18 protein-coding genes and 1 riboswitch are annotated in these 24,496 nt (G+C 65.9%); of the genes, 9 read left to right on the top strand and 9 right to left on the bottom strand.

Features of this window, described 5'->3' with window-relative positions; genetic code table 11:
• Window positions 1-165: 165 nt before the first annotated feature.
• Entirely contained in the window at window positions 166-1,401 is a 1,236-nt protein-coding gene (locus NP552_RS08110; RefSeq protein ID WP_043863609.1) for a cation:proton antiporter, read from the top strand.
• Here the strand turns inward: NP552_RS08110 and NP552_RS08105 are convergent.
• Window positions 1,385-2,266, bottom strand: a complete 882-nt coding sequence (locus NP552_RS08105) for a LysR family transcriptional regulator (protein ID WP_043863610.1) — start codon at window positions 2,264-2,266, stop codon at window positions 1,385-1,387. The genes NP552_RS08110 and NP552_RS08105 overlap by 17 nt on opposite strands.
• Window positions 2,267-2,358: 92 nt before the next feature.
• Here NP552_RS08105 and NP552_RS08100 point away from each other — a divergent pair, with 92 nt between their 5' ends.
• Together NP552_RS08100 and NP552_RS08095 are read left to right on the top strand one after the other, a co-directional pair.
• Window positions 2,359-2,772 carry a VOC family protein gene (locus tag NP552_RS08100; protein WP_043863611.1) on the top strand — a complete coding sequence of 138 codons (414 nt, stop codon included), beginning with the start codon at window positions 2,359-2,361 and terminating at the stop codon, window positions 2,770-2,772.
• Between the two features lie 45 nt (window positions 2,773-2,817).
• A complete protein-coding gene (locus NP552_RS08095; RefSeq protein WP_235593722.1) occupies window positions 2,818-4,113 on the top strand; it encodes a cation:dicarboxylate symporter family transporter in 1,296 nt (431 codons plus the stop codon).
• 18 nt (window positions 4,114-4,131) lie between these two features.
• Here NP552_RS08095 and NP552_RS08090 read toward each other — a convergent pair whose 3' ends face one another.
• A complete protein-coding gene (locus tag NP552_RS08090) occupies window positions 4,132-4,530 on the bottom strand; it encodes an acyl-CoA thioesterase (RefSeq protein WP_043863612.1) in 399 nt (132 codons plus the stop codon).
• Between the two features lie 183 nt (window positions 4,531-4,713).
• Window positions 4,714-4,819: riboswitch (S-adenosyl-L-homocysteine riboswitch) on the top strand.
• A 21-nt stretch (window positions 4,820-4,840) separates the two neighbouring features.
• Here NP552_RS08090 and ahcY point away from each other — a divergent pair.
• The 4 genes from ahcY to NP552_RS08070 all read left to right on the top strand — a co-directional run bounded on the left by ahcY (window position 4,841) and on the right by NP552_RS08070 (window position 10,231).
• Window positions 4,841-6,250, top strand: coding sequence for an adenosylhomocysteinase (ahcY, locus tag NP552_RS08085; RefSeq protein ID WP_054915763.1), 1,410 nt, complete (start codon window positions 4,841-4,843; stop codon window positions 6,248-6,250).
• A 96-nt stretch (window positions 6,251-6,346) separates the two neighbouring features.
• Window positions 6,347-7,192 carry a methylenetetrahydrofolate reductase [NAD(P)H] gene (metF, locus tag NP552_RS08080; protein WP_043863614.1) on the top strand — a complete coding sequence of 282 codons (846 nt, stop codon included), beginning with the start codon at window positions 6,347-6,349 and terminating at the stop codon, window positions 7,190-7,192.
• Window positions 7,193-7,330: 138 nt separating this feature from the next.
• The gene (locus tag NP552_RS08075) at window positions 7,331-8,116 is read left to right on the top strand and encodes a substrate-binding periplasmic protein (RefSeq protein WP_043863615.1); all 786 of its coding nucleotides are present in this window, start codon (window positions 7,331-7,333) and stop codon (window positions 8,114-8,116) included.
• A gap of 222 nt (window positions 8,117-8,338) precedes the next feature.
• Complete coding sequence (locus tag NP552_RS08070; RefSeq protein WP_043863616.1) at window positions 8,339-10,231, top strand: DEAD/DEAH box helicase; 1,893 nt, start codon at window positions 8,339-8,341, stop codon at window positions 10,229-10,231.
• Between the two features lie 65 nt (window positions 10,232-10,296).
• Here the strand turns inward: NP552_RS08070 and NP552_RS08065 are convergent, their stop codons facing one another.
• From NP552_RS08065 to NP552_RS08055, 3 genes are all read right to left on the bottom strand, one after another.
• Window positions 10,297-10,875: a YceI family protein gene (locus tag NP552_RS08065; protein WP_043863617.1), complete on the bottom strand. Its 579-nt coding sequence runs from the start codon at window positions 10,873-10,875 to the stop codon at window positions 10,297-10,299.
• A gap of 32 nt (window positions 10,876-10,907) precedes the next feature.
• Complete coding sequence (locus NP552_RS08060) at window positions 10,908-11,459, bottom strand: cytochrome b (RefSeq protein ID WP_043863618.1); 552 nt, start codon at window positions 11,457-11,459, stop codon at window positions 10,908-10,910.
• A 245-nt stretch (window positions 11,460-11,704) separates the two neighbouring features.
• Entirely contained in the window at window positions 11,705-13,444 is a 1,740-nt protein-coding gene (locus tag NP552_RS08055; protein ID WP_274096623.1) for a flavin monoamine oxidase family protein, read from the bottom strand.
• A 190-nt stretch (window positions 13,445-13,634) separates the two neighbouring features.
• On the opposite strand from NP552_RS08055, the gene NP552_RS08050 reads away from it, so the two are divergent.
• Window positions 13,635-15,041, top strand: coding sequence for an adenosylmethionine--8-amino-7-oxononanoate transaminase (locus NP552_RS08050; RefSeq protein ID WP_058541630.1), 1,407 nt, complete (start codon window positions 13,635-13,637; stop codon window positions 15,039-15,041).
• A 107-nt stretch (window positions 15,042-15,148) separates the two neighbouring features.
• Window positions 15,149-15,868 carry a 16S rRNA (uracil(1498)-N(3))-methyltransferase gene (locus NP552_RS08045; RefSeq protein WP_274096622.1) on the top strand — a complete coding sequence of 240 codons (720 nt, stop codon included), beginning with the start codon at window positions 15,149-15,151 and terminating at the stop codon, window positions 15,866-15,868.
• Window positions 15,869-15,937: 69 nt separating this feature from the next.
• Here the strand turns inward: NP552_RS08045 and trhA are convergent, their stop codons facing one another.
• The 4 genes from trhA to NP552_RS08025 form a co-directional block, all read right to left on the bottom strand.
• The gene (gene trhA, locus NP552_RS08040) at window positions 15,938-16,555 is read right to left on the bottom strand and encodes a PAQR family membrane homeostasis protein TrhA (protein WP_043862136.1); all 618 of its coding nucleotides are present in this window, start codon (window positions 16,553-16,555) and stop codon (window positions 15,938-15,940) included.
• A gap of 77 nt (window positions 16,556-16,632) precedes the next feature.
• Entirely contained in the window at window positions 16,633-17,097 is a 465-nt protein-coding gene (locus NP552_RS08035) for a chemotaxis protein CheW (RefSeq protein ID WP_043862137.1), read from the bottom strand.
• Complete coding sequence (locus NP552_RS08030) at window positions 17,090-22,426, bottom strand: Hpt domain-containing protein (protein ID WP_443201031.1); 5,337 nt, start codon at window positions 22,424-22,426, stop codon at window positions 17,090-17,092. The genes NP552_RS08035 and NP552_RS08030 overlap by 8 nt, the downstream gene beginning before the upstream one ends.
• 17 nt (window positions 22,427-22,443) lie before the next feature.
• The gene (locus tag NP552_RS08025; RefSeq protein ID WP_043862138.1) at window positions 22,444-24,492 is read right to left on the bottom strand and encodes a methyl-accepting chemotaxis protein; all 2,049 of its coding nucleotides are present in this window, start codon (window positions 24,490-24,492) and stop codon (window positions 22,444-22,446) included.
• Window positions 24,493-24,496: the final 4 nt, after the last annotated feature.

Raw genomic sequence — 24,496 nt, 5'->3', positions numbered from 1 at the left:
AGTTCCTGGGTAGTGCACGGCTGCGCAGTTTCAACCAGGCGCAACAAAACAGCCAGCCTGCGGTCAACGTTGATCGAAAAAGTGTGTCCTGAACCTCGCGCCGGCGCATCCAAGCCCTGCCCGAGCCATTCGGGCACTGACTTGGAAGCCATTACAGGACCTAGGATGCTTGAGCTAGTTGCCGCGTTTATTTGCCTCACCACCCTCCTCACCTATGTGAACTACCGCTTTATCGGCCTGCCGCCGACCATTGGCGTGATGGTCACTGCACTGCTGTTTTCCCTGATACTCCAGGGCCTGAGCGTCATCGGCTACCCGGGCCTGGAAGAACGGGTGCAGGGCCTGATGAGCCAGATCGACTTCAACGACCTGCTGATGCACTGGATGCTGGCGTTCCTGCTGTTCGCCGGGGCGCTGCACGTGAACCTGGCCGACCTGCGCGACTACCGCTGGCCGATCGGCCTCCTGGCCACCGTCGGCGTGCTGATCGCCACCGTGGTGATCGGCTACCTGGCGCACTGGATCTTCGCCCTGTTCGGCTGGCACGTGAACCTGCTGTACTGCCTGCTGTTCGGCGCACTGATCTCGCCCACCGACCCGATCGCGGTGCTCGGCGCCCTGCGTACCGCCAATGCGTCCAAGCCGCTGAAGACCACCATCGTCGGCGAGTCGCTGTTCAACGACGGCACCGCGGTCGTGGTGTTCACCGTGCTGCTGGGCATCGCACAACTGGGCGAGACCCCGAGCGTGAGCGACACCGCGATCCTGTTCGCCCGCGAGGCCATCGGCGGCGCGCTGTTCGGCGCGGTGATCGGCTACGTCACCTACCGCATGATCAAGAGCATCGAGCAGTACCAGGTGGAAGTCATGCTGACCCTGGCGCTGGTGATCGGCGGCTCGGCCGCAGCCTACGAACTGCACGTCTCGGCGCCCATCGCGATGGTGGTAGCGGGCCTGATCATCGGCAACCTGGGTCGCAACCTGGCTATGAACGACATGACCCGGCGCTACATGGACGGCTTCTGGGAACTGATCGACGACATGCTCAACGCGCTGCTGTTCGCGCTGATCGGCCTGGAGCTGTTGCTGCTGCCGTTCTCGTGGATGCACCTGGCTGCGGCCGGGGTGCTGGCAGTGGCGATCCTGCTGTCGCGCCTGCTGACCGTGGCACCGGCGATCGTCATGCTGCGCCGCTGGAGAACGGTGCCGCGCGGCACCATCCGCGTGCTCACCTGGGGCGGCCTGCGCGGCGGTGTGTCCGTGGCCCTGGCGCTGTCGCTGCCATCGGGTCCCGAACGTGACCTGCTGCTGAGCATCACCTACATCGTGGTGCTGTCGTCGATCCTGCTGCAGGGCCTGAGCATCGGTCGCGTGGTGCGCGGGGTTACCGAGCAGCCTTGACCGGCGAGGGGCTGCCCAGCAGCCCCAGCAGATGCCGCATCGCCACTGGCCGGCGCGGCGTCGAGCCGTGCAGCACCACCAGTGCCCGCGCGTGGCGCGGGTCATCGCCCAGCGGCCAGGCACAGATGCCCTCATGGGGCATGCCGGCCCATTGCGGCACCAACGATACCCCCATGCCCTGGGCCACCAGCATCACGATGGTTTCCAGCGCATCCAGCTCGCACAGCAACTGCGGCGTGATCAATTGCTCATCCAGGTAGCGCTGGGCGATCTGCCCGCCCCACGACTGTGCGTCATAGCGAATGAACGGGTGCTCGCGCAGCAACGTATCGGGGGTCAGCGCGGCCTGTGCAGCCGGCGCGATCAGAATCAGCGGCTCGACCTTGAGCACCTGCAGCGCCAGTGCCTTGGGCAGCGTGAAGGGCGGGCGCACCAGAATCGCGGCATCCAGTTCGCCGCCGAGCACCTTCTCGTACAGGCTGCGCGAATCACCCGGGGTGATCTGCAGCTTGAGCCCCGGCGCCGATCGCGCCAGACGCTCGATCAGCCCCGGCAATACCCCGGTCAACGCCGTCGACACCGCGCCCACCCTGACGTCCCCCGTCAATCCGTCCTGGCTCAGGTCGTGCTGCAGTTCACGCGCCTGCTCGATGATCGCCTGGATTCTGGGCAACAGCAGCAGGCACTGGTCCGAGGGGCGGATGGCATGCGCAGTACGCAGCAGCAAGGTGCAGCCCAGTGTGCGTTCCAGCGCCTGCACGCGCTGGCTGATCGCCGCTGCCGTGCGGTTCTCGCGACGCGCGGCCGCGGCAATTGAGCCGGTTTCCACCACTGCCACCAGGCTTTTCAGAAAGCGCACATCCATAAGTTTTTCTTTCGCTCAGAGCAAGGCAAAGCCGTTTTACCCCGTCACACGGCCTACTTACCCTCAACGCTCAACCACACGGGGGATACGCCATGAACAGACCCTTTCACGCTGCATACCACGTTTGCGACCTGGAACAGGCGCGTATTTTTTATCGAGATGTTCTGGGCTGCACCGAAGGGCGCAGCACCGCGACCTGGGTCGACTTCGACTTCTTCGGCAACCAGCTCTCGTTGCACCTGGGCACGCCGTTCGCCACCACCCGTACCGGGCAGGTTGGCGAGCACAAGGTACTGATGCCGCATATCGGCGTGGTACTGCCTCTGGACGAGTGGATGACCCTGGCCGTGCGCCTCACCCGGCGTGGCCTGGCATTCGAGATCCCGCCGGTGGTGCGCTTTGTGGGCGAGCCGGGCGAACAACGCACGATGTTCTTCCTCGACCCCAGCGGCAATCCGATCGAGGTCAAGGGCTTCAAGGATTTCGCCGGCCTGTTCGCGCAGTAACGCACCCTTCGCACTCCCCACAACCACAACAACAAGGGGCACCCCATGGGCATTCGCACACCTTCCAGCCTGGTCACGCGCATCATGATCGGCCTGGTCGCCGGCGTGATCGTCGGCATCCTTCTCAACCAGTTCCCCGAGCATAAGGCCTGGTTCATCGACAACCTGCTGCAGCCGGCCGGCGACCTGTTCATCAAGCTGATGAAGATGATCGTGGTACCGCTGGTGTTCGCCTGCATGACCGTCGGCATCGCCGGCGCCGGCAGCACGCGCGCCCTGGGCCGGGTCGGGATGAAGACGTTCGTGTACTTCTTCACCATCACCAGCATCGCGATCCTGTTCGGGCTGGTGGTCGGCAACGTGTTCCAGCCCGGCGCCGGCGCGGACTTCAGCAGCACGCTGCAGGCACCGGTCACCACGCTGGCATCCAGCACCGAAACGCAGAACCTGGGGCGCACCCTGGTGGCCATCGTGCCGGACAACATCGTGCTGGCCATGGCCGAGGGCAAGCTGCTGTCGGTGCTGTTCTTCGCCATCCTGTTCGGCTGCGCCCTGTCGATGCTGCCCCAGCAGCAGAAGGCACCGTTGATCAGCGTGATGCAGGGCGTATCGGACACCATGTTCAAGGTCACCCACCTGGTGATGCACTACTCACCCATCGGCATCTTCGGGCTGATCGGCGTCACCGTTGCCAGCTTCGGCCTGAGCGCACTGCTGCCACTGGCCAAGCTGATCGGCATTACCTACGTCGCGGTGCTGCTGTTTGCGCTGTGCGTGCTGGGGGCGGTGGCCAGGCTGGCGGGGGTTCGGTTCTTCCACCTGTTGCGCGAGATACGCAGCGAGTTGCTGCTGGCCTACAGCAGCGCCGCCTCGGCCACGGTGATGCCGCAACTGATCGAGAAGATGGAGCGCTACGGCGCGCCACGCCCGATCACCAGCATGGTCATTCCGTTGGGGTATTCATTCAACCTCGATGGTGCGTCGCTGTTCGCAGCGCTTGGCACGCTGTTCATCGCCCAGGCCTATGGCATCGACCTGGGCCTGGCTGACCAGGCGATGCTGGTGCTGATCATGGTACTGACCTCCAAGGGTGCGGCGGGGGTGCCGGGCTTCATGTTCATCATCCTCACCGCCACGCTGACCGCGGCAGGGCTGCCGGTCGAGGGCGTGGCGATCATCGCCGGGGTGTATCGGCTGATGGACATGCCGGTCACTGCACTCAACGTGCTGGGTAACGCACTGGCGCCACTGGTGATCGCACGCTGGGAGGGCCAGCTCAAGGCACCTGGCCAAACCGCCCCCGCCAGCCCCGCTGCCCCCGACTTGAAGCTTGAAGCTTGAACTGTGCAGCTACCGCCGTCATTCCACCGAGGTATCGAACTGATCCTTGATGAACTTGATCTCGGTACGCCCATGGGGTGCCGGCAAGCCGTCCTCACCCAGGTTGACGAAGACCATCTTGTCGACGGTGAGGATGCTCTTGCGGGTGATCTTGTTGCGCACTTCGCATTTGAGGGTGATGGAGGTGCGGCCGAATTCGGTGGCGGTGATGCCCAGCTCGATGATGTCGCCCTGGCGCGAGGCGCTGACGAAGTTGATCTCCGAGATGTACTTGGTCACCACACGCTGGTTGCCCAGTTGCACGATCGCGTAGATCGCCGCCTCTTCGTCGATCCAGCGCAGCAGGCTGCCACCGAACAGGGTGCCGTTGGGGTTGAGGTCTTCGGGTTTTACCCATTTGCGGGTGTGAAAGTTCATGCGTACTCCTGACCGTCTTGCCAATCGATGCCGGCAATGATGGCAGAGCCTGCCGGCGGCCTCCATTGAACATCGACTATCGTCTCGATTAATTGACAGAAAGCCTTGGGCCGATGCGCGGGCGCAGCTATAATCGCCAACGCTTCACAGACGGTCATCACCACTCGATGCCGTTCCCGCCACCTGTCCGAGGGGCGCTGCAGCAGGTTCTCCTGTCAGGCTCGGATGGGGCGTTGCCTGGACGGGGTTCCCCGCACGGGCACTAAACGCACAACGGCGCCCATTCGCACACTACGAATGGAGGCTCTTGATGAGCGCTGTAAACACGCCTGCAGATTTTACCGACTACAAAGTCGCCGACATGTCCCTGGCTGCCTGGGGCCGCCGCGAAACCATCATCGCCGAGTCCGAAATGCCGGCCCTGATGGGTCTGCGCCGCAAGTACGCCGCTGAACAGCCGCTCAAGGGTGCAAAAATCCTCGGCTGCATCCACATGACCATCCAGACCGCCGTGCTGATCGAGACCCTGGTCGCGCTGGGCGCCGAAGTGCGCTGGTCGTCGTGCAACATCTTCTCCACCCAGGATCAGGCCGCTGCCTCCATTGCCGCCGCCGGCATCCCGGTATTCGCCTGGAAGGGCGAGACCGAGCAGGAATACGAGTGGTGCCTGGAGCAGACCATCCTCAAGGATGGCGCGCCATGGGATGCCAACATGATCCTCGACGACGGCGGCGACCTCACCGAGCTGCTGCACAAGAAGTACCCGCAGGTACTGGACCGCGTTCACGGCGTGACCGAAGAGACCACCACCGGTGTGCACCGTCTGCTCGACATGCTGGCCAAGGGCGAGCTGAAGATCCCGGCGATCAACGTCAACGACTCGGTCACCAAGAGCAAGAACGACAACAAGTACGGCTGCCGTCACAGCCTCAACGACGCCATCAAGCGCGGCACCGACCACCTGCTGTCGGGCAAGCAGGCGCTGGTGATCGGCTACGGTGACGTGGGCAAGGGTTCGGCCCAGTCGCTGCGTCAGGAAGGCATGATCGTCAAGGTCTCGGAAGTCGACCCGATCTGCGCCATGCAAGCCTGCATGGACGGCTTCGAGCTGGTTTCGCCGTTCATCGACGGTATCAACAACGGCACCGAAGCCAGCGTCGACAAGGCCCTGCTGGGCAAGATCGACCTGATCGTGACCACCACCGGTAACGTCAACGTGTGCGATGCCAACATGCTCAAGGCCCTGAAAAAGCGCGCCGTGGTATGCAACATCGGTCACTTCGACAACGAAATCGACACCGCCTTCATGCGCAAGAACTGGGCATGGGAAGAGGTCAAGCCACAGGTTCACAAGATCCACCGTACCGGCCCTGGCGATTTCGACGCGCAGAACGACGACTACCTGATCCTGCTGGCCGAAGGCCGCCTGGTGAACCTGGGCAACGCCACTGGCCACCCGAGCCGCATCATGGACGGTTCGTTCGCCAACCAGGTACTGGCACAGATCTTCCTGTTCGGCCAGAAGTACGCCGACCTGTCGCCGGCCCAGAAAGCCGAGCGCCTGACCGTTGAAGTACTGCCGAAAAAACTCGACGAAGAAGTGGCCCTGGAAATGGTCCGCGGTTTCGGCGGCGTGGTAACCCAACTGACCAAACAGCAGGCCGACTACATCGGCGTGACTGTTGAAGGCCCGTTCAAACCAGACGCCTACCGCTACTGATGGGCCAAAGCCGGTGACGCTGCCACAGCGTCACCGGCTTTTTTCTGTGGCCAGCCTCACGGCTGGCCAGCACGATCGGTTTACCAGGATTTCGCCATGTCTCAGGAACGCCGTTACAGCTTCGAGTTCTTCCCGACCAAGACCGACGCTGGACATGAAAAACTGCTCGCCACGGCTCGCACCCTGGCCAGCTACAACCCGGACTTCTTCTCCTGCACCTATGGTGCCGGTGGCTCGACCCGCGACCGCACGCTCAACACCGTGCTGCAGCTGGAAAGCGAAGTGAAGGTACCGGCCGCGCCGCACCTGTCGTGCGTGGGCGACAGCAAGGACGACCTGCGCAGCCTGCTGGCCCAGTACAAGGCCGCCGGCATCAAGCGTATCGTGGCCCTGCGCGGCGACCTGCCGTCGGGCATGGGCATGGCCAGTGGCGAGCTGCGCTACGCCAACGAGCTGGTCGAATTCATTCGCCAGGAAAGCGGTGATCACTTTCACATCGAAGTGGCCGCCTACCCGGAAATGCACCCCCAGGCCCGTCACTTCGAAGACGACCTGATCAATTTCGTGCGCAAGGCCAAGGCCGGCGCCGACAGTGCCATCACCCAGTACTTCTTCAACGCCGACTGCTACTTCCACTTCGTCGAGCGCGTGCAGAAGCTGGGCGTGGACATCCCGGTGGTGCCCGGCATCATGCCGATCACCAACTACAGCAAGCTGGCGCGCTTCTCCGATGCGTGCGGCGCCGAGATCCCGCGCTGGGTCCGCAAGCAGCTGGAAGCCTATGGCGACGATGTGCAAAGCATCCAGGCCTTCGGCGAACAGGTCATCACCGAAATGTGCGAAAAACTGCTGCAAGGCGGCGCACCGGGGCTGCACTTCTATACCCTGAACCAGGCCGAACCCAGCCTGGCAGTGTGGAACAACCTCAAGCTGCCACGCTGACTGCTGCACCGACGACAAGGGCTCTGGCACACGCCAAGGCCCTTTTTTGTCGACGCCCGCCTCCAGGCCTTCGCACCTGGCTGAACTGCTGGCCGAGCCAGGCTGGCCATTCTCGAGCAGCCATCGTACTCTCCAGCCATGCCCGATCTTTACCGACTGTTCGCCGCCCTGTTCCTCGCCTGCCTGAGTACCCTGGCTCATGGCGAGAGGCTGCGCATCGTCACCGACCCCTGGCCGCCCTATGTGTACCAGGAAAACGGAGAGGCCAAGGGTATCGACTACGAGGTCACCGCCGAGGTGTTCAAGCGCCTGGGCATCGAGGTGCAATGGCAGTTCCTGCCATGGAAGCGCTGCCTGGCGATGGTCGAACAGGGGCTGGCCGATGGCGTGCTCGACATCTTCAAGACCGAGCAGCGCGACGCCCAGCTGTTCTACCCCAGCGAACCGCTGTCGCACGTAGAGTTCGTGCTGTTCCAGGCCAACGCCCGGCCCCACGCCATCAGGCACCTGGAAGACCTCAAGGGGCTGACCGTGGGCACCGCGCCCGGCTATACCTACGGCCCGGCGTTTGCCGATTCACCCGACTTCAAGCGCGAGCCGGCACCTACCCTGGAAGCCAACCTGGGCAAGCTGCAACTGGGGCGCATCGACCTGCTGGTCACCGATCGCCGGGTTGGCCGGCATGTGATCAAGAGCCTGGGCCTGGAGCAACAGGTCAGTGAACTGGGGCTGGTGATCGACCGCCAGCCCCAGTTCCTGGCAGTACGCCGCAATGCCGGCATGGACCTGCTGGCGCAACGCTTCGCCGCCGAGCTGCGCCGCTTCAAGCAGGAGCCGGCCTATGCCGAGCTGAACGCACGCTACGCAGGCGCCGAGGTGAATATTCCGCAAACCGTTGAGCAGCAGGAACGCAGCACGCACTGATTGCTCTGTTATACTCCGCCAACCCCGCCAGGCTTACGCCCGGACGCTCGGCCTTGCAAAAGGCATCCCGATCGGCAGGACAGCGCGCCCAGAGCCCGCCCGCCGCCCCCCGGATGCGCATTGAAGGCCCAGCAGGACCGGACGCGATAGCATCACCTGATGCCCGTCGCGCCAGGCACGAACTTCCCATAGGGCTTAGCCCCCACTAGAACAGGATTACTCATGTCCTTTGCTTCCCTCGGTCTCTCCGAGGCTCTAGTCCGCGCTATCGAGGCAGCGGGCTATACCCAGCCTACGCCGGTGCAACAGCGGGCCATTCCCGCCGTGTTGCAAGGTCGCGACCTGATGGTCGCGGCGCAGACAGGTACTGGTAAAACCGGTGGCTTTGCACTGCCGATTCTCGAACGCCTGTTTCCAGGTGGCCACCCCGACAAGTCCCAGCGCCATGGCCCACGCCAGCCGCGGGTACTGGTGCTGACCCCCACCCGCGAACTCGCCGCCCAGGTCCACGACAGCTTCAAGATCTACGCCCGCGACCTCAAGTTCGTCAGCGCCTGCATCTTCGGCGGTGTCGGCATGAACCCGCAGGTGCAGGCCATGTCCCGCGGCGTCGACGTGCTGGTGGCCTGCCCCGGCCGTCTGCTGGACCTCGCCGGCCAGGGCAGCGTCGACCTGAGCCACGTTGAGATCCTGGTGCTCGACGAAGCCGACCGCATGCTCGACATGGGCTTCATCCATGACGTGAAGAAGGTCCTCGCACGCTTGCCTGCCAAGCGCCAGAACCTGCTGTTCTCGGCGACCTTCTCAAAAGACATCACCAACCTGGCCGACAAGCTGCTGCACAACCCCGAGCGCATCGAGGTCACGCCGCCCAATACCACGGTCGAGCGTATCGAGCAGCGTGTGTACCGTCTGCCCGCCAGCCACAAGCGTGCCCTGCTGGCCCACCTGATCACCCAGGGTGCCTGGGAGCAGGTGCTGGTCTTCACACGTACCAAGCACGGCGCCAACCGCCTGGCCGAGTACCTCGAGAAGCACGGCCTGACTGCCGCGGCGATTCACGGCAACAAGAGCCAGAATGCGCGCACCAAGGCCCTGGCCGACTTCAAGGCCGGCACCGTGCGCATCATGGTCGCCACCGACATCGCCGCCCGCGGCCTGGACATCGACCAGTTGCCCCACGTGGTCAACTTCGAGCTGCCCAACGTCGAGGAAGACTACGTGCACCGTATCGGCCGTACCGGCCGTGCGGGCCGTTCCGGCGAGGCCATCTCGCTGGTGGCGCCGGACGAAGAGAAGCTGCTCAAGAGCATCGAGCGCGTCACCCGCCAGAAAATCCAGGACGGCGACCTGATGGGCTTCGATGCCTCGACGGTCGAAGCCGAAAAACCCGAAGCCCGTGAACGTCCGCAGATGAACCCGCGCGGTGGCCGTGGCCAGCGTGCCGACGGCAGCAATGCCGGCGGGCGCAAGGACAAGGGCAAGGACAAAGGCCAGGAAAAGGATAAGCCCGCAGGCGACAGAGCCACTGAGAAGGCCGCCGGCGGGCGCCAAGAGCGCAAGCCCCGTGACAACAGCAAAACCCGCCAGGCACCCTCGGGTCAGGCAGCAGTAGTTCCGAAAATCCCGGCCGACCGTGACCCTGAAGCCTTCCTGGACGACGAAGTGGACAACTTCGGCAACCGTGCCGACTACGTCAGCCCGTACCAGAACAAGGGCGGCCAGGGCCGCAACCGTCGCCCGGGCGCACCGGCAGCCGCCGGTACCGGCACCGGCGCACCCCGCGGTGGCCAGCCACGCAGCAACACCGGTGGTGGTGCACGTAGCGGTGGCGCCGGCAGCAATGGCGAGAAGCGCGGTGGTGCACGCAGCGGTGGCGGTGGTCGCGATGGCCAGGCGCGCCGCGACGGCAGCAACAACCGCAACCGTCGCCCGGCCCGTGACGATCAGTCGTCGCAGGAACCGGCAGTGCGCAACCCGCGTGACGGCCAGTCGCAGCCCAAGATCGTGCACAAGGAATCCAAGATCGACCGGTTCCCGACCGCCGAACAGCTCGAGCAGCTGCCAAGCCGCCCACGTGGCGAGAAGCCTGCGCTGCTGACGCGCAACCGCTGATCCCGCCACTGCGCACACAAAAACGCCGCCCCTAGGGGCGGCGTTCTTGTTTACAGGCCAGGCAATTACTTCTGCTTGACGCCTTCCAGCGAGATGTCCAGCTGGGCGGTCTGTGCCACGTCGCCAGGCAGCTTGATGCCGAAGTCTTTCAGATCCAGCGTGGTGGTGGCGTTGAAACCGGCGCGCTCGCCGCCCCATGGGTCCTTGCCTTCACCGTTGAAGGTGGCCTTGAAGGTCACTGGCTTGGTCACGCCGTGGAAGGTCAGGTCGCCGGTCACGTCGGCAGTCTTGTCGCCAGTGGGCTTGACGGCGGTGGAGACGAACTTGGCGTCGGCGAATTTCGAAACGTCCAGGAAGTCCTTGCTGGCGATGTGCTTGTCACGCTCGGCGTGGTTGGACCACAGGCTGGCGGTCTTCACGTCTACCGAGATCTTGCTGTCCTGCGGCTTGGCGGAATCCCAGCTGAAGGTACCGTCCCAGTCCTTGAAGGTGCCGTGGATGAAGCTGTAGCCCAGGTGGCTGACTTTCCAGTCGATGAAGGCGTGCTGGCCTTCCTTGTCGATCTTGTAGTCGGCAGCCATGGCCTGGCCAGCGGTGAACAGGGCGGTACCGAGCGCCAGAGCGGCAAAAGTCTTTTTCAACATTACTTCTATTCCTTTGGAGTTGAGGTTGAACATCAAGCTTTGCGGCCCAGCATGCGGGTGAGGGTCGCGTCACGGTCGATAAAGTGGTGCTTGAGGGCGGCCAGGCCATGCAGGCCGGCGAAGATCACCAACCCCCAGGCCAGGTAGAAGTGGATTTCCCCGGCGACATCCGCCTGGTTGGGCAGGTCGCTGACCAGTGCCGGCACCTCGAACAGGCCGAACACCGGGATGCCCACGCCGTCTGCGGTGGAGATCAGGTAGCCGGTGATCATCACCCCGAACAGGCCCACGTACAGCAGGCCGTGGCCGGCCTTGGCGGCGAAGCGGGTTAGCGGGCCATGGTTGGCCGGGGCCGGTGGTGGCGGGCTGATGAAGCGCCACAGCACGCGACCGAGCATGATCGCCAGCAGGGTCAGGCCGATACTCTTGTGCAGGTCGGGTGCCGTTTTGCGCCACGCACTGTAGTAGTCCAGGCCGACCATCCAAAGCCCCAGGCCGAACAGGCCGAAGACCGCCAGGGCCACGCCCCAGTGCAGGACGATACTGACCACGCCATAGCGAGAAGGAGAATTACGCAGTTGCATTGCCGTGTTTCCCTGTAAGAACTGTGCCCAAGACTAACCGGTTATCTATCGAATTAAAGCGGAAAATTTCGCTTTGAACGATCGAGAAACATGATCTTTAGTGTGAGACGAACAGGTTAAGGAAACATTAACTCGGCAGGAAGGAATTCTGGTGCTGCTGGACGCGCATCGCGGGTCAAGCCCGCCCCCACAGGGTCTTCGGCGATCCTGTGGGAGCGGGCTTGACCCGCGATGCGGTCACTGCATTACTGCGTCTTGGCTTGGGTAGCCGCCGCCGGCTTCTTCGCCACCGGCTTGGCCGCAGGCTTTTTGACCGGCTGGGCCTTGGCCGCAGGCTTCTTGGCTGGCGCAGCTTTCGCCGGGGCCTTCTTGGCTACTGGCGCAGCCGCAGCGGGCGTTGGCGCCGGCGCAGGTGCAGCGGCTGGGGCTGGGGCTGGGGCTGGCGCAGGAGCTGGCGCCGCATCAACCGGCTTGGCCGGCGCTTTGTCTACCGGCTTGTCACCGCCACCGAACAACCGCGAGAAGAAGCCAGGCTTGCTGTCCTTGGCCGCCACCGCTGCCGCTGCGGCCCCAGCCGCCACCGGCGCCAGCTTGGCCGGGTCGAACGACTTGCCATTGGACATGTCCACCACCTGGCCCGCCGCGCGCTGGCCGCTGCGCAGAGCGCCTTCCAGGGTGCCGGGGTACAGCGCATCGGTGTGTTCGCCGGCAAACGCCACGCGCTGCACCGGACGCTCCCACAGGCGCCAGAACTTGCTGATCTGCCCCGGCCCGTAGGCGAGGTACGCACCGCCCGTGCCGGCATCGGTGCTGTAGCGACGCACTTCATAACCGGTGAACGCGCCACGCGCCTGCGGGTAGAACGCATGCAGGCGAATCAGCACCTGGTCGACCATCTGCTTGTCGCCGAACGCCTGCAGCAGGCGCGCGTTGTCACCGGACAGGTTGATCACCACGTTGGCGCCACCCTTGAGCGCCGGTTCGATCCACAGCATGCCCAGGCCGGTGTTGCTGTAGATTTCGCCCGACATGCGCGCACGGCTTTCCCAGACCGGGGTCTTGAACTTGAGCAGCAGCTGGTCGCGCCAGCCGTAGTTGGTGCCCTTGAGCGCCGCCAGGTGCTGGTTGTCCAGGCCCGGGGTCATCTGGATCTTGGCCAGGGCGCGCAACGGTACCGCCAGCACCACGTAGTCGGCGCTGTAGCCCACCGCGCCGACCTTGACCGTGACGCCGTCCTTGTCCTGGATGATCGCGCTGACCGGTGCGCTGGTCTTGATGGTCTTCAGTTGCTTGACGAAAGCCTGCGCCAGCACCGGGCTGCCGCCGGGCAGACGGGCGGCGCGCAGGTCGCGATCGCTCACATCGCGGTACACGCGGGTCTGCTGCGCGAAATACAGCAACGACAGGCGCGAAGGCTCGTCATAGCGGGTACGAATCTGCTGGTTGACCAACTGGCGCGCGGTCGGTGGCAGTTGCAGCTTGTCCAGCCAGCCGGAAACGTTGAGCTGGTCGAGGGCGAACAGGGTGCTGTTGGCCGCCGGGTTTTCAGGGTCGCTGATCGAGCGCGCCAAGTCGTCGAGGGTCTTCTCGTAGCGCTTGAGTGCCTCGGCGGTGGCCGGCTGCTTGGTGGCCAGGTCTGCGGCGCTGAAGTACTCGCCATCGATCAGGTAGCTCGGTACACGCACGAACTCCGGCGCCGGCAGGGTGGCCAGCTTGAAGGTGTCGAGGTAGCGGTTGAGGGTCGGCTGGGCCTTGCTGTTGCCGATCCACTCGCTGGTGGCCAGGCCCGAACGCCCGCCCATGCCCGGCTTGGCTTCCAGCAGGGTCACCTGCCAGCCCTTGTTTTGCAGTTCGTAGGCGGCGGTGAGGCCTGCCAGGCCGCCACCGACCACGATGGCCGTCGGCTGCTTGGCAGCCGCGAGGGCGCCCGCGCTGAACAGCCCTATCATTACCAGCGCGCAGGCGCGCAGCCAACCAGCAGACATTCGGCGAACTCCGGATCAAAGGCGGAAAATGCGGGGTGAACCCCCCGGGAAAAACGTCGGTGAAGGATACGTCAGGCCGCCCGGGCCTGCCACTAATGCCCGCACCGTTTGCGCCTTATGGGTTGTCCTGCCCCGGCGCTTTGCATAGGCTTGCGCGGTTACCCGAACCCGCGTCGCCAGGAGAGAGCCCATGGGCCTGAATCAACAGTGGATGGAACGTGACCTCAAGGTCCTGTGGCATCCCTGCACCCAGATGAAAGACCACGAGCACCTGCCGCTGATCCCGATCAAGCGTGGCGAAGGCGTATGGCTCGAAGACTTCGAAGGCAAGCGCTACCTCGACGCGGTGAGTTCCTGGTGGGTCAACGTGTTCGGCCACGCCAACCCGAAGATCAACCAGCGCATCAAGGACCAGGTCGACCAGCTCGAACACGTGATCCTCGCAGGCTTCAGCCACCAGCCGGTGATCGAGCTGTCCGAGCGCCTGGTCAAGCTCACCCCCGAGGGCCTGAACCGCTGCTTCTACGCCGACAATGGCTCCTCGTGCATCGAAGTGGCGCTGAAGATGAGCTTCCATTACTGGCTCAACAAGGGCCAGCCGGACAAGAAGCGCTTCGTCACCCTCAGCAACAGCTACCACGGCGAGACCATCGCGGCGATGTCGGTGGGCGACGTGCCGCTGTTCACCGAGACCTACAAGGCACTGCTGCTCGACACCCTCAAGGTGCCCAGCCCCGACTGCTACCTGCGCCCCGAGGGCGTGAGCTGGGAAGACCATTCGCGCACGATGTTCGCCGCCATGGAACAGACCCTGGCCGAGCACCACCAGAGCATCGCCGCCGTGATCGTCGAACCGCTGATCCAGGGCGCCGGCGGCATGCGCATGTACCACCCGGTGTACCTCAGGCTGCTGCGCGAGGCGTGCGACCGCTACGGCGTGCACCTGATCCACGACGAGATCGCCGTAGGCTTCGGGCGCACCGGCACGATGTTCGCCTGCGAGCAGGCCGGCATCCGCCCCGACTTCCTGTGCCTGTCCAAGGCCCTCACCGGCGGCTACCTGCCGCTGGCCGCGTGCCTGACCACCGACGAGGTGTACAGCGCGTTCTACGACGATTACCCGACCCTGCGCGCGTTCCTGCACTCGCACAGCTATACCGGCAACCCGCTGGCCTGTGCTGCGGCGCTGGCGACCCTGGACATCTTCGAGCAGGACAACGTGATCGAGGCCAACAAGGCCCTGGCCACACGCATGGCCACGGCCACCGCGCACCTGGTCGACCACCCGCATGTGGCCGAAGTGCGCCAGACCGGCATGGCCCTGGCCATCGAGATGGTGCAGGACAAGGCCAGCAAGACCGCCTACCCGTGGCAGGAGCGGCGCGGCCTGAAGGTGTTCGAGCATGCCCTGACCCGTGGTGCGCTGCTGCGCCCGCTGGGCAGCGTGGTGTACTTCCTGCCGCCGTACGTGATCACCCCCGAACAGATCGACTTCCTGGCCGAGGTGGCCAGCGAGGGCATCGATATCGCCACGCGCAGCAGCGTGAGCGTGGCGGTGCCGGCCGATTTCCATCCTGATTTCCGCGATCCGGGCTAAACAGCATCGCGGGTCCCAGCTCCAACAGGGATCACCTGTAACCCTGCAGGAGCAGGCTTTACCCGCGATGGCGCCCGAACTGCCTCCATCTTATTCAGAGCAGAACCATGAGACTGTCCCGCTTCTTCATCGACGCCCCCCTGAGCCTGGGCGAGCACTACCTGCCCGAGGCCCAGGCCCACTACATCGGCCGCGTGCTGCGCATGGCGCCGGGCGATGCGGTGCAACTGTTCGACGGCAGCGGCCAGGAATACCTGGGCGAACTGCTCGAGGTCGGCAAGAAGAGCGTGCGCGTCACGCTCGCCCAGGCCCTCCCCGGCCAGGCCGAATCCCCCCTGCACGTGCACCTGGGCCAGGGCCTGTCCCGTGGCGAGCGCATGGACTGGGCGATCCAGAAGGCCACCGAACTGGGCGCCAGCGTGATCACCCCGATCGTCAGCGAACGCTGCGAGGTGCGTCTGAAGGACGAACGTGCCGACAAGCGCCTGGCCCACTGGCGCCAGGTGGCGATCAGTGCCTGCGAACAATGCGGGCGCTCGACAGTGCCGACGATCCATTCGCCGGTGCTGCTGGCAGACTGGCTCAAGGCGCGAGACGAAGCGCTGAAACTGGTGCTGCACCCGGTGGCCGAACCCTTGACCAGCCATGCCAGGCCCGCGAGCCTGGCGTTTCTGATCGGGCCGGAGGGCGGCTTGTCGGAGGTAGAAGTGGAGCAGGCCAAGGCGGCGGGGTTCCATGCCGCGCGCCTGGGCCCGCGGGTGCTGCGTACCGAAACCGCGCCAGTGGTGGCGCTGGCAGTGGCGCAGCAGCTGTGGGGCGACTTCTAGACCGCGTCGCGGCGTTCGCCGGCAAGGCCGGCTCCTACTGCAGGAGCCGGCCTTGCCGGCGAAGGGGCCCTAAAGCACGTAGAAAAATATCGCGATAAAGTGCAGCAGGCTGCCGGCAATCACGAACAGGTGCCAGATGCCATGCCAATGGCGGAAGCGGCTGTCATAGGCAAAGAAGATGATGCCGATGGTGTACAGCGCGCCCCCCGCCGCCAGCCAGGCGAACCCCGCCGTACCCAGGCTGGCCAGCAGCGGTTTGACCGCCACCAGCACGATCCAGCCCATCAGTGCGTAGATCACGATGGACAGCACGCGCGCCTCGGAGCGCGGCTTGATCTCCTGCAGCATGCCGATAACCGCCAGCCCCCACACCACCCCGAACAGGCTCCAGCCCCACGGACCGCGCAGGCTCACCAGGCAGAACGGGGTATAGCTGCCGGCAATCAGCAGGTAGATCGACAGGTGATCGAGCTTGCGCATGATCACCTTCGCCCGCCCGCGCACGCTGTGATAAAGGGTCGAAGTGCTGTACAGCAGCATCAGCGTGAAGCCGTAGATGGCCAGGCTGACGATCTTCCAGGGGTCGCCCTGCATCCCGGCCACCACCAGCAGCCAGATCGCGCCGATGCAGGCCAGAACCGCGCCCACCAGGTGGGTCCAGGCATTGAAACGTTCACCGTGGTACATGCATTGATGCCCTCCGTAGAATGATTCGCTCCCCTACCCTACACAAGCCCGGCATCAAGTGCATTACGCGGTTGGTACTAGGCCCCGGCCGTCTGCAACAGCTGTTCCAGCCCGGGCAGGTCCGGTACCCGCGCCACCTGCTCGCCCACCTGCACCGCCGCCAGCTCCAGCGGCGCCAGGGGCACATCGACGTAGTTGAGCTGGCTGTCGAGCTTGCACGTGCGCGGTATGCCCTGCACCAGCAGGGCGAAGAAACGCCGCGGCGTATCGCCCAGGGCATTGAGCACCACGATGCGCGCGCGCTCGCCAACCTGGGTCTGGCCACCGCAGGCCGCCTCGAAGCTCAGCAGCGGCAGGCGCTGGCTGCGCCAGTCGATCCAGCCCAGCAACCAGGCCGGCTGATGCGGCAAGGGCGTGCACGGCTGGTAGCCGATCAGCTCGGCCACCGCCACGTTGGGCAGCACCAGGCTGCGGTCGCTCAACGGCAGCAACAGCCCGGTGAGGGTGTTGCGCCGATTGTTGCGAGGGGTCTGTTCAAGCATGCGGGGTACTCCAGCGGGCAATGCTCTGCAGCAGCACCGACTCCTGGTAGGGCTTGCCCAGGTAGTCGTTGACGCCAATGGCCATGGCCCGGTCGCGGTGCTTCTGGCCGGTGCGCGAGGTGATCATGATGATCGGCAGGTCCTTCAGGTGCGGGTCCTGGCGCACCTGGGTGGCCACCTCGAAGCCGTCCATGCGTGGCATCTCGATGTCCAGCAGCAGGATGTCGGGACGGTGTTCGGCCAGCACACTCATGGCATCGACCCCATCCTTGGCCGTCAGCACGTTCATGCCATGGCGCTCCAGCAGGCGCCCGGTCACCTTGCGCACCGTGACCGAATCGTCCACCACCAGCACCAGCAACGGACGTGCGGCGGCATTGCCAGGGTGCTCCAGGCGCAGGCGTGCGGCGCCCTGGGCCACCTTGGACAACTGCAGGTGCAGCGCACGCAGTTGCGCCAGCAGGTCGAGAATCAGTACCACGCGGCCATCGCCCAGCAGGGTCGCCCCGGCCAGCCCGTGCACTGCGGCAAACTGCGGGCCAAGGCTCTTGACCACGATTTCACGGCTGGCCGCCAGGCTGTCCACCTGCACGGCGAACTGCTGGTCGTGGGCCTGCACCAGCAGTACCGGCAGCGGCAGGCTCTGCCCCAGCAGGCGCGGCTGCACCTCGCCCTGCAGCAGTTCGCCGAGGTAGCGCAGTTCATAGCGGTGGCCGGCGTAGCGGTAGCACGGCGGGTCCAGCTGGTAGCAGGCCTCGAGCTCGGCCGGCGGTACACGGACCACGCCCTCGATGGTGTTCAGCGGCACCGCGTACTGTTCTTCGCCGTAGTTCACCATCAGTGCGCGATTGACCGACACGGTGAACGGCAGGCGAATCAGAAAACGCGCACCCTTGCCCGGCACCGAGTTGATCACCATCGAGCCGCCCAGTTGCTTGACCTCTTCGTGCACCACGTCCATGCCCAGGCCACGCCCGGAAATCTGGGTGATCTTCTCGGCAGTGGAGAACCCGGGCCGCAGGATGAACTGCATCACCTCGTGGTCGCTCAGTTCGGTGGCAGGGTCCAGCAGGCCGCGCTTGATCGCCTTTTGCCGCACCGCCTCCAGCGGCACGCCGGCGCCATCGTCGGTCATTTCGATGACGATATCGGCGCCTTCGTGCAGCAGGTTGAGGGCGATGGTGCCCTGCTCCGGCTTACCCGCCGCCAGGCGCGCCGCACGGTTTTCCATGCCGTGGTCGACGGCGTTGCGCAGCATGTGTTCCAGCGGCGCCACCATGCGTTCGAGCACGCTGCGGTCCAGCTCGCCCTCGGCATTGCCCACCACCAGCTCGACCTGCTTGCCCAGCTCGCTGGCAACCTGGCGCACCACCCGCTGCAGGCGCGGCACCAGGCGCTCGAACGGCACCATGCGGGTGCGCGTCAGGCCTTCCTGCAACTCGCTGTTCACCCGCGCCTGCTGTTGCAGCAGGCTGTAGGCGTCATGGGCACGCACGGCCAGGGTTTCCTTCAGGTCCAGCAGATCGGAGGCCGACTCGAACAGGGCCCGCGACAGCTGCTGCAACTGTGAATGACGGTCCATTTCCAACGGGTCGAAGTCGTCATAGCCCAGCGCCTCGCCTTCGCTCTGCTGGCGGCTGAGGATGCGCCCCTGGGTCTCGGTATCGAGCCGGCGCAGCTGGTCGCGCATGCGCTCGAGCGTGGTTTCCATCTCGCCCAGGGCCACCTGTGCATCGTTCACCTGCTGTTCGATGCGCCCGCGAATGATCGAGTTCTCGCCCGCCAGGTTGCCCAGGTCGTCGAGCAGCTCGGCCGTCACCTTGACCATGTCGGCCGGGGCACGCTCCGGGCTCGGCGCCGCCACTTCCACCGGGGCCACCTCGGCGCCGGGCGTTGCGGCGGCGGTGTCGCTCAGGGCAGCACTGCTGAAATTGCGGATGTAGTCGATCAGCGCCGTGGCGGCGTGCAGCGGCTGGTGCAGGCGCACCGCATCGAGCATGTGCGCCAGGCGGTCATGGCAGTTCTGCAGCAGGCTGAACAGCGCCGGGCTGGGTTGCAACTGCCCGGCCGCCAGGTGTTCATAGAGGAATTCGAGTTCATGGGCCAGGTCGCCGATGGGCGCGATCTCGACCATGCGCGCACCGCCCTTGAGGGTGTGCAGGTCGCGCAGCAGGTTCTCCACCTCCACCCCGTTGCGCGGGTCGGCCTGCCAGCGCAGCAGCGCGGCACCGGCACTTTCGGCGATGTCGAAGCCTTCCTCGAGAAAGATCTCCAGCAGTTCCTTGTCGCCCTCGTGACGCTGGGGCTCCGCCGGCTTGCCTTGGGGCTCGGGCGCCGGTGCGGTGTGACGGAACTCGCGCAGGGCTGCCAGCTGTTCCACCACCAGCTCCGTTGCCTGTCCCTGCTGCACCTGCTCGAGCAGACGCCCGAGCAACGCATGGCTTTCACGCAGCAGGCCCGGCAACAGGTTGCCGGGCTGGTAACGGCGATCGACCAGGCCTTCGTAGAGCAACTCCAGCTCCTGGGCCAGCACCTCGACCGCCCCCACCTGCGCCAGCTGTGCGCCACCCTTGAGGGTCTGCAGGTCGCGCTGCAGCGACGACAGCGCCGAGCCGTTGTCGGGGTCGCCGGCCCAGCGCGCCAGGGCCTGGTCGGCCCCTTCGAGGATGTCGCGGGCCTCTTCCAGAAACAGCTCGACCACCTCGCTGTCGTGCGCCTGGCGTTGCAGCGCGCGGGTGGCATCGCCCAGTTCGGCGATCTGTCCGGGCTGCTCGCCCTGGCTGCGCACCAGGCCCATGGCATCCGGCGCCAGGCCTTGCTCGAGCAGCTCGCGCAATGCGTGCAGGCGTTGCGGTTGCGGGTCCACTTCCTGGCCGGCGGCAATCTGGTCGAGCATGTCGATCAGGGCTTCATGGGCCCGTTGCGCCTCGCCGAAGAAGCGCTCGCTGACCGCCAGGCTGCTCTCCTCCACCGCGCCGTACAGGTCCAGCAGCGCCTCGCACAGTTCGTCCACCTGCCACAGGTCGGCCAGGTGCGCGCTCTGCCCCAGGGTGGTCAGTTCATCCAGCAGCGCAGTCAGCTCCTGGCGCTCGCCGGGGTGCTCCTGCCAGCGTTGCAACAGGGTTTCGGCGTCCAGCAGGATGTCCATGCCCTGGGCCAGGAAGCTGGCGATCAGTTGCGGGTCGCGCTTGACCCGCAGGCCCTGGCTCGGCGCATCGCGCAGTGCCTGCAGGCGCGCAGCAACCACCTGGTCGATCTGTTCGATGAGGGTCCGGGCACCGCCGATGGGTGCCAGCGGGGTGCTGTCGAGCTGTGCCAGACCGCGGCGCAGCAGCGGTTCGGCCATCTGCAGCAGGTACAGCTCGTCAAGGTCCAGGCCCAGCTGGTGGGCCTTGAATTCGCGGGCCAGCAGGTCCAGTGCGCTGGCCAGCTCGGCGATCGGCACCACCCCGGCCATCGCGGCGCTGCCCTTGAGGGTATGCAGCGCCCGTTGCAGGCTGTCGCTGACTGGCACCGGCAACTGCGCCTCGGCGGCCTGCAGAAACTCGTCGACACTGGCCAGGTGGGTCTGCGCCTCGTTGCGGAAGATCTCCAGCAGGCGCGGGTCGAAGGCCGGCTCCGGGGCTGTGACGCCCAGCGGGTCGTTCATCGCCAGCGCATGCAGGCGCGTGGCCAGGCGCTCGACCTCGGCATGGGGCAGAGCCTGGGCCTGGGCGAATTCGTCCAGCAACGGCGTCAGCAGCGCAATGCTCTGCTCGAGCCCGGCCAGCACATCGCCGCTGGCTTCGACGCGGCCTTCGAGCATGCGGTTGAGCAGGTGCTCGGCGGCCCAGGCAAGCTCGGCCAGCACCTGGGCGCGCACCATGCGGCCGCTGCCCTTGAGGGTGTGGAAGGCGCGGCGCATTTCCACCAGCGCGTCACGTGCCGCCGGGTTGCCCCGCCATATCGCCCAGTGCTGTTGCAACTGCTGCAGCACCTCCTCGGCTTCCTCCAGGAACACCTCGCGCAGCTCGTCGTCCAGCGGTGCCTCGTGCATCTCGGGCGCAGGCGCGGGTGCCGACGGGGCCGGCGGCAGGCTCGGGAACCCCAGTGCGGCCAGGGCCAGCTGGGTGCGCTCGAGCCATTCGTCCAGGTCGGCCTGGGGGTCGATGGCGCGCCATTGCAGGTACAGCTCCAGGCTGCACAGGGCATCGGCCAGGTGATCCAGCGCGGCGTTGTCCGGCAGCCGCTCGGCGTACAGCAGGTGGGTCTCGAGGTAATCATGGCAGCGCCGTACCAGCGCCGCCGCCCGGGGCAGCATGAGCATCGCCAGCGCCCCGCGGATCTGCGTGAACAGCCCCGGTAGCGGTTGCAGGCGCAGGCGATCCCAGCCGGCCTCCAGGCAATCGGCGATCAGGTCCTTGGCCTGCAGCAGCACGCCGTGGGCCTCGTCCAGCACCAGTCGGCGAATGTCGTCCAGGTCGGTGCCGGGTACGCTGGCCTGGCTGACCGACTCGATCGAGCCCACCATGCCGCCCAGGGTCGCCTCGACATACAGCAGCGCCCCGGCAACATCCATCAGCAGCGCATCCTCGGGCACCCGCTGGCCCTGGGCCAGGGCCTGAAGCACCGCCACCTGGTCGATGATCACCCGGCGCGGCTGGCCGAAGCCGAGCACCGCCAGGGTATCGGCGATCTGGCGCAACGGCGCCAGCAGCGGGGCCAGCGCCTCGACCTGCTGGCGGTCGCTGCGCACGAACAGGTCCAGTTGCTCCTTGATGCGCACCAGGTCTTCGCGCACTGCCAGCACCACCGAACGCATCGCATCGCGCCCCGGCACCGCCTCGAGCGGGTCACGCAGCGCGCCGAGGCTCAGGTCCAGCCCCGCAGCGGGCTCGGCGACGGTCTGCTCGCCCGGCAGGCTGGCCTGGGCCAGCGCCGGCGCGCCACGCGCGGCACGCAACGGGTTGAGCAGTGGCAACACCAGCAACGGCAGCTCGTGCCGGGCGCCGCGCAGGCGTTGCAGGTACTGCGGCAACTGCTCCAGCGCCCTGAACAACGCGCCCAGCGCGTCACCGCGAGAGGCCACGCGGCCTTCGCCCAAGGCCTGGGCCAGCTGCTGCATTTCACGGGTCAGCAAGGCCGCACCTTCCAGCTCGAGCATCTGCAGGCAGCCGCGCACCTGGCGCAGCGGCGCGTCGAAACGCTCCAGCACCTGGCTGTCGCCAGCGTCGCCGGCAAACTGCTCCAACGCCTGGCGGGCCTGGGCCAGGCAGTCGTCGATGGGGCCCTTGACCCAGGCCAGGGCCACCTTGTCGTGGCGCTCGGCGATACGCACTTTAGTAGCCATAAAGTCCCACGCGCCGGTCAGCGCGGCTCCGTGGTTGGCGGCAAGGTGAAACCCGACACCGAACGGCGCATCTCGCTGGCCATGCGCGCCAGGTTGCCGATGCTCTCGGCGGTGGCGGTCGAGCCGGACGAGGTCTGCGAGGTGATCTGCTGGATCACCGCCATGGTGTGGGAGATCTGCCCGGCCGACGAGGTCTGCAACTGCGCGGCATCGGAAATGCTGTGGATCAGTTCGGCCAGGGTCTGCGATACACCCTCGATCTCGGCCAGCGCCACCCCGGCATCCTGCGCCAGACGCGCCCCGCGCACCACTTCGGCGGTGGTCTGCTCCATGGAGATGACCGCCTCGTTGGTGTCGGCCTGGATCGCGCGCACCAGCGCCTCGATCTGGCGCGTGGCCGAGGATGAGCGCTCGGCCAGGCGCTGCACCTCGTCGGCCACCACCGCAAAGCCGCGCCCGGCCTCGCCGGCCATCGACGCCTGGATCGCCGCGTTGAGGGCGAGGATGTTGGTCTGGTCGGCAATGTCGTCGATCAGGCTGACGATGTCGCCGATTTCCTGGGACGACTCGCCCAGGCGCTTGATGCGCTTGGCAGTGTCCTGGATCTGCTCGCGGATGTTGTCCATGCCGTTGATGGTGTTGTGCACCACCTCGTTGCCCTTGTTGGCAATGGCCACCGAGCGCTCGGCCACCTTGGCCGACTCGTAGGCGTGCCCCGACACCCGGTCGATCGACTCGGCCATGTCGCCCACCGCAATCGACGCATCGGTGATCTGCTGGGCCTGGTGCTCGGAGGCCTTGGCCAGCAGGTGTGCGGTGGTCTGGGTCTCCTGCACCGCGCTGGCGACTTCCTCGGCGCTGAGGTTGATGGTCGCCACCAGGTCGCGCAACTGGTCGATGGAATAGTTGATGGAGTCGGCGATGGCCCCGGTGAAGTCCTCGGTGACCGAGGCGGTGACGGTCAGGTTGCCGTCGGCCAGTTCCTGGATCTCGTTGAGCAGGCGCATGATCGCCTGCTGGTTGCGTTCGTTGGTTTCGGCGGTTTCGCTGAGCTGGCGATTGGTTTCGCGCACCATCACCAGCCCGATCAGGATGATCGAGGCCAGCGCCAGCAGGCCCAGCACGTAGCCGCCGACGGTATCCAGGGTGCGCCCGGAGGCCAGGTTCTCGAAGCCGTTGGCCAGGTGCGAGGCTTCGTCGAGCAATGTCTGCGACAGGCTGAAGATGCTGCCGGCCGCTTCGCGCACGCGAAACAGCTCGGGCGAGGTTTCAAGAATCTCGTCGACGGAGCCTGCGACAAACTGGAACAGCTCGGCGATCTCGGCCAGGCGCGCACGGGCATCCGGGTCCTGGACGCGGGTGACCTGGATCGAGGGCGCGCCGCCGAGCATGCCGTCGAGCACCTGGCCGAAGCGGCTGGCATCGCGGCCGAAGGCATCGGCGGCCTGCACCGCGGTGTCGTCGCCGGCCAGCACGGTGTTGACCGAGCCCAGGATGCGCTCGGCCAGCAGCGACTGGCGCTGGGCCACTGCCACCTGGCTGGCGGGGGCGCCACTTTGCAGCAGGATCTCCACCACCTTTTCGTACTCGACCTGCAACTGCGGCACGGTCTCGGCCAGGGTCGCGGCCACCTGGTGCAGCGACAGCACGGTCTGCTCGCTGGCCAGGATCGCGTCGGTGCTCTTGCGCAGGCTCTCCCAGTCGCGTTGCACCGCATCCATCTCGCCGCGTACCGCCACCGGGGCCGACGGCAGGCCGGTGGCCGGGTCGCCTTTTTTCAGGTAACCCCAGCGCTGTTCGAAATCGTTGCGCGCATCGTTGAGCAGCTTGAACGCCACGGCCTTGCCGGCAGCGGCCTCGGTGGCGTTCTTGGCGATACGCTGGGACAGCACGCGCAGCTCGCCGGCATGGCCGATGTACTGCTTGTCGTAGTTGGCCTGGGTATTGAGGTAGGCGAAGTTGGCGAACAGCAGAATGATCGACAGGATCAGCACGATGAAGAGTGCGGCGATCTGCGCGCTGCTGCGCGAGCCTTGTACCGAGGGGCGGGTCTTGAACTTGGTCACAGGT

Source organism: Pseudomonas sp. 8209, from assembly GCF_028682105.1.
Classification (GTDB): domain Bacteria; phylum Pseudomonadota; class Gammaproteobacteria; order Pseudomonadales; family Pseudomonadaceae; genus Aquipseudomonas; species Aquipseudomonas palmensis.
The sequence above is the reverse complement of the archived record's forward strand: the minus strand, read 5'-3'. Positions and strand labels throughout refer to the sequence as shown.

Excerpts from the sequence above, each read along its gene's own strand:
- NP552_RS08055 (WP_274096623.1), bottom strand. The coding sequence starts at position 13,444 with ATGTCTGCTGGTTGGCTGCGCGCCTGCGCGCTGGTAATGATAGGGCTG.
- NP552_RS08105 (WP_043863610.1), bottom strand. The coding sequence starts at position 2,266 with ATGGATGTGCGCTTTCTGAAAAGCCTGGTGGCAGTGGTGGAAACCGGC.
- NP552_RS08045 (WP_274096622.1), top strand. The coding sequence starts at position 15,149 with ATGAGACTGTCCCGCTTCTTCATCGACGCCCCCCTGAGCCTGGGCGAG.
- NP552_RS08110 (WP_043863609.1), top strand. The coding sequence starts at position 166 with ATGCTTGAGCTAGTTGCCGCGTTTATTTGCCTCACCACCCTCCTCACC.
- NP552_RS08060 (WP_043863618.1), bottom strand. The coding sequence starts at position 11,459 with ATGCAACTGCGTAATTCTCCTTCTCGCTATGGCGTGGTCAGTATCGTC.
- NP552_RS08065 (WP_043863617.1), bottom strand. The coding sequence starts at position 10,875 with ATGTTGAAAAAGACTTTTGCCGCTCTGGCGCTCGGTACCGCCCTGTTC.
- trhA (WP_043862136.1), bottom strand. The coding sequence starts at position 16,555 with ATGTACCACGGTGAACGTTTCAATGCCTGGACCCACCTGGTGGGCGCG.
- ahcY (WP_054915763.1), top strand. The coding sequence starts at position 4,841 with ATGAGCGCTGTAAACACGCCTGCAGATTTTACCGACTACAAAGTCGCC.
- NP552_RS08090 (WP_043863612.1), bottom strand. The coding sequence starts at position 4,530 with ATGAACTTTCACACCCGCAAATGGGTAAAACCCGAAGACCTCAACCCC.
- NP552_RS08095 (WP_235593722.1), top strand. The coding sequence starts at position 2,818 with ATGGGCATTCGCACACCTTCCAGCCTGGTCACGCGCATCATGATCGGC.
- NP552_RS08030 (WP_443201031.1), bottom strand. The coding sequence starts at position 22,426 with ATGGCTACTAAAGTGCGTATCGCCGAGCGCCACGACAAGGTGGCCCTG.
- NP552_RS08075 (WP_043863615.1), top strand. The coding sequence starts at position 7,331 with ATGCCCGATCTTTACCGACTGTTCGCCGCCCTGTTCCTCGCCTGCCTG.
- NP552_RS08035 (WP_043862137.1), bottom strand. The coding sequence starts at position 17,097 with ATGCTTGAACAGACCCCTCGCAACAATCGGCGCAACACCCTCACCGGG.
- NP552_RS08100 (WP_043863611.1), top strand. The coding sequence starts at position 2,359 with ATGAACAGACCCTTTCACGCTGCATACCACGTTTGCGACCTGGAACAG.
- metF (WP_043863614.1), top strand. The coding sequence starts at position 6,347 with ATGTCTCAGGAACGCCGTTACAGCTTCGAGTTCTTCCCGACCAAGACC.
- NP552_RS08070 (WP_043863616.1), top strand. The coding sequence starts at position 8,339 with ATGTCCTTTGCTTCCCTCGGTCTCTCCGAGGCTCTAGTCCGCGCTATC.
- NP552_RS08050 (WP_058541630.1), top strand. The coding sequence starts at position 13,635 with ATGGGCCTGAATCAACAGTGGATGGAACGTGACCTCAAGGTCCTGTGG.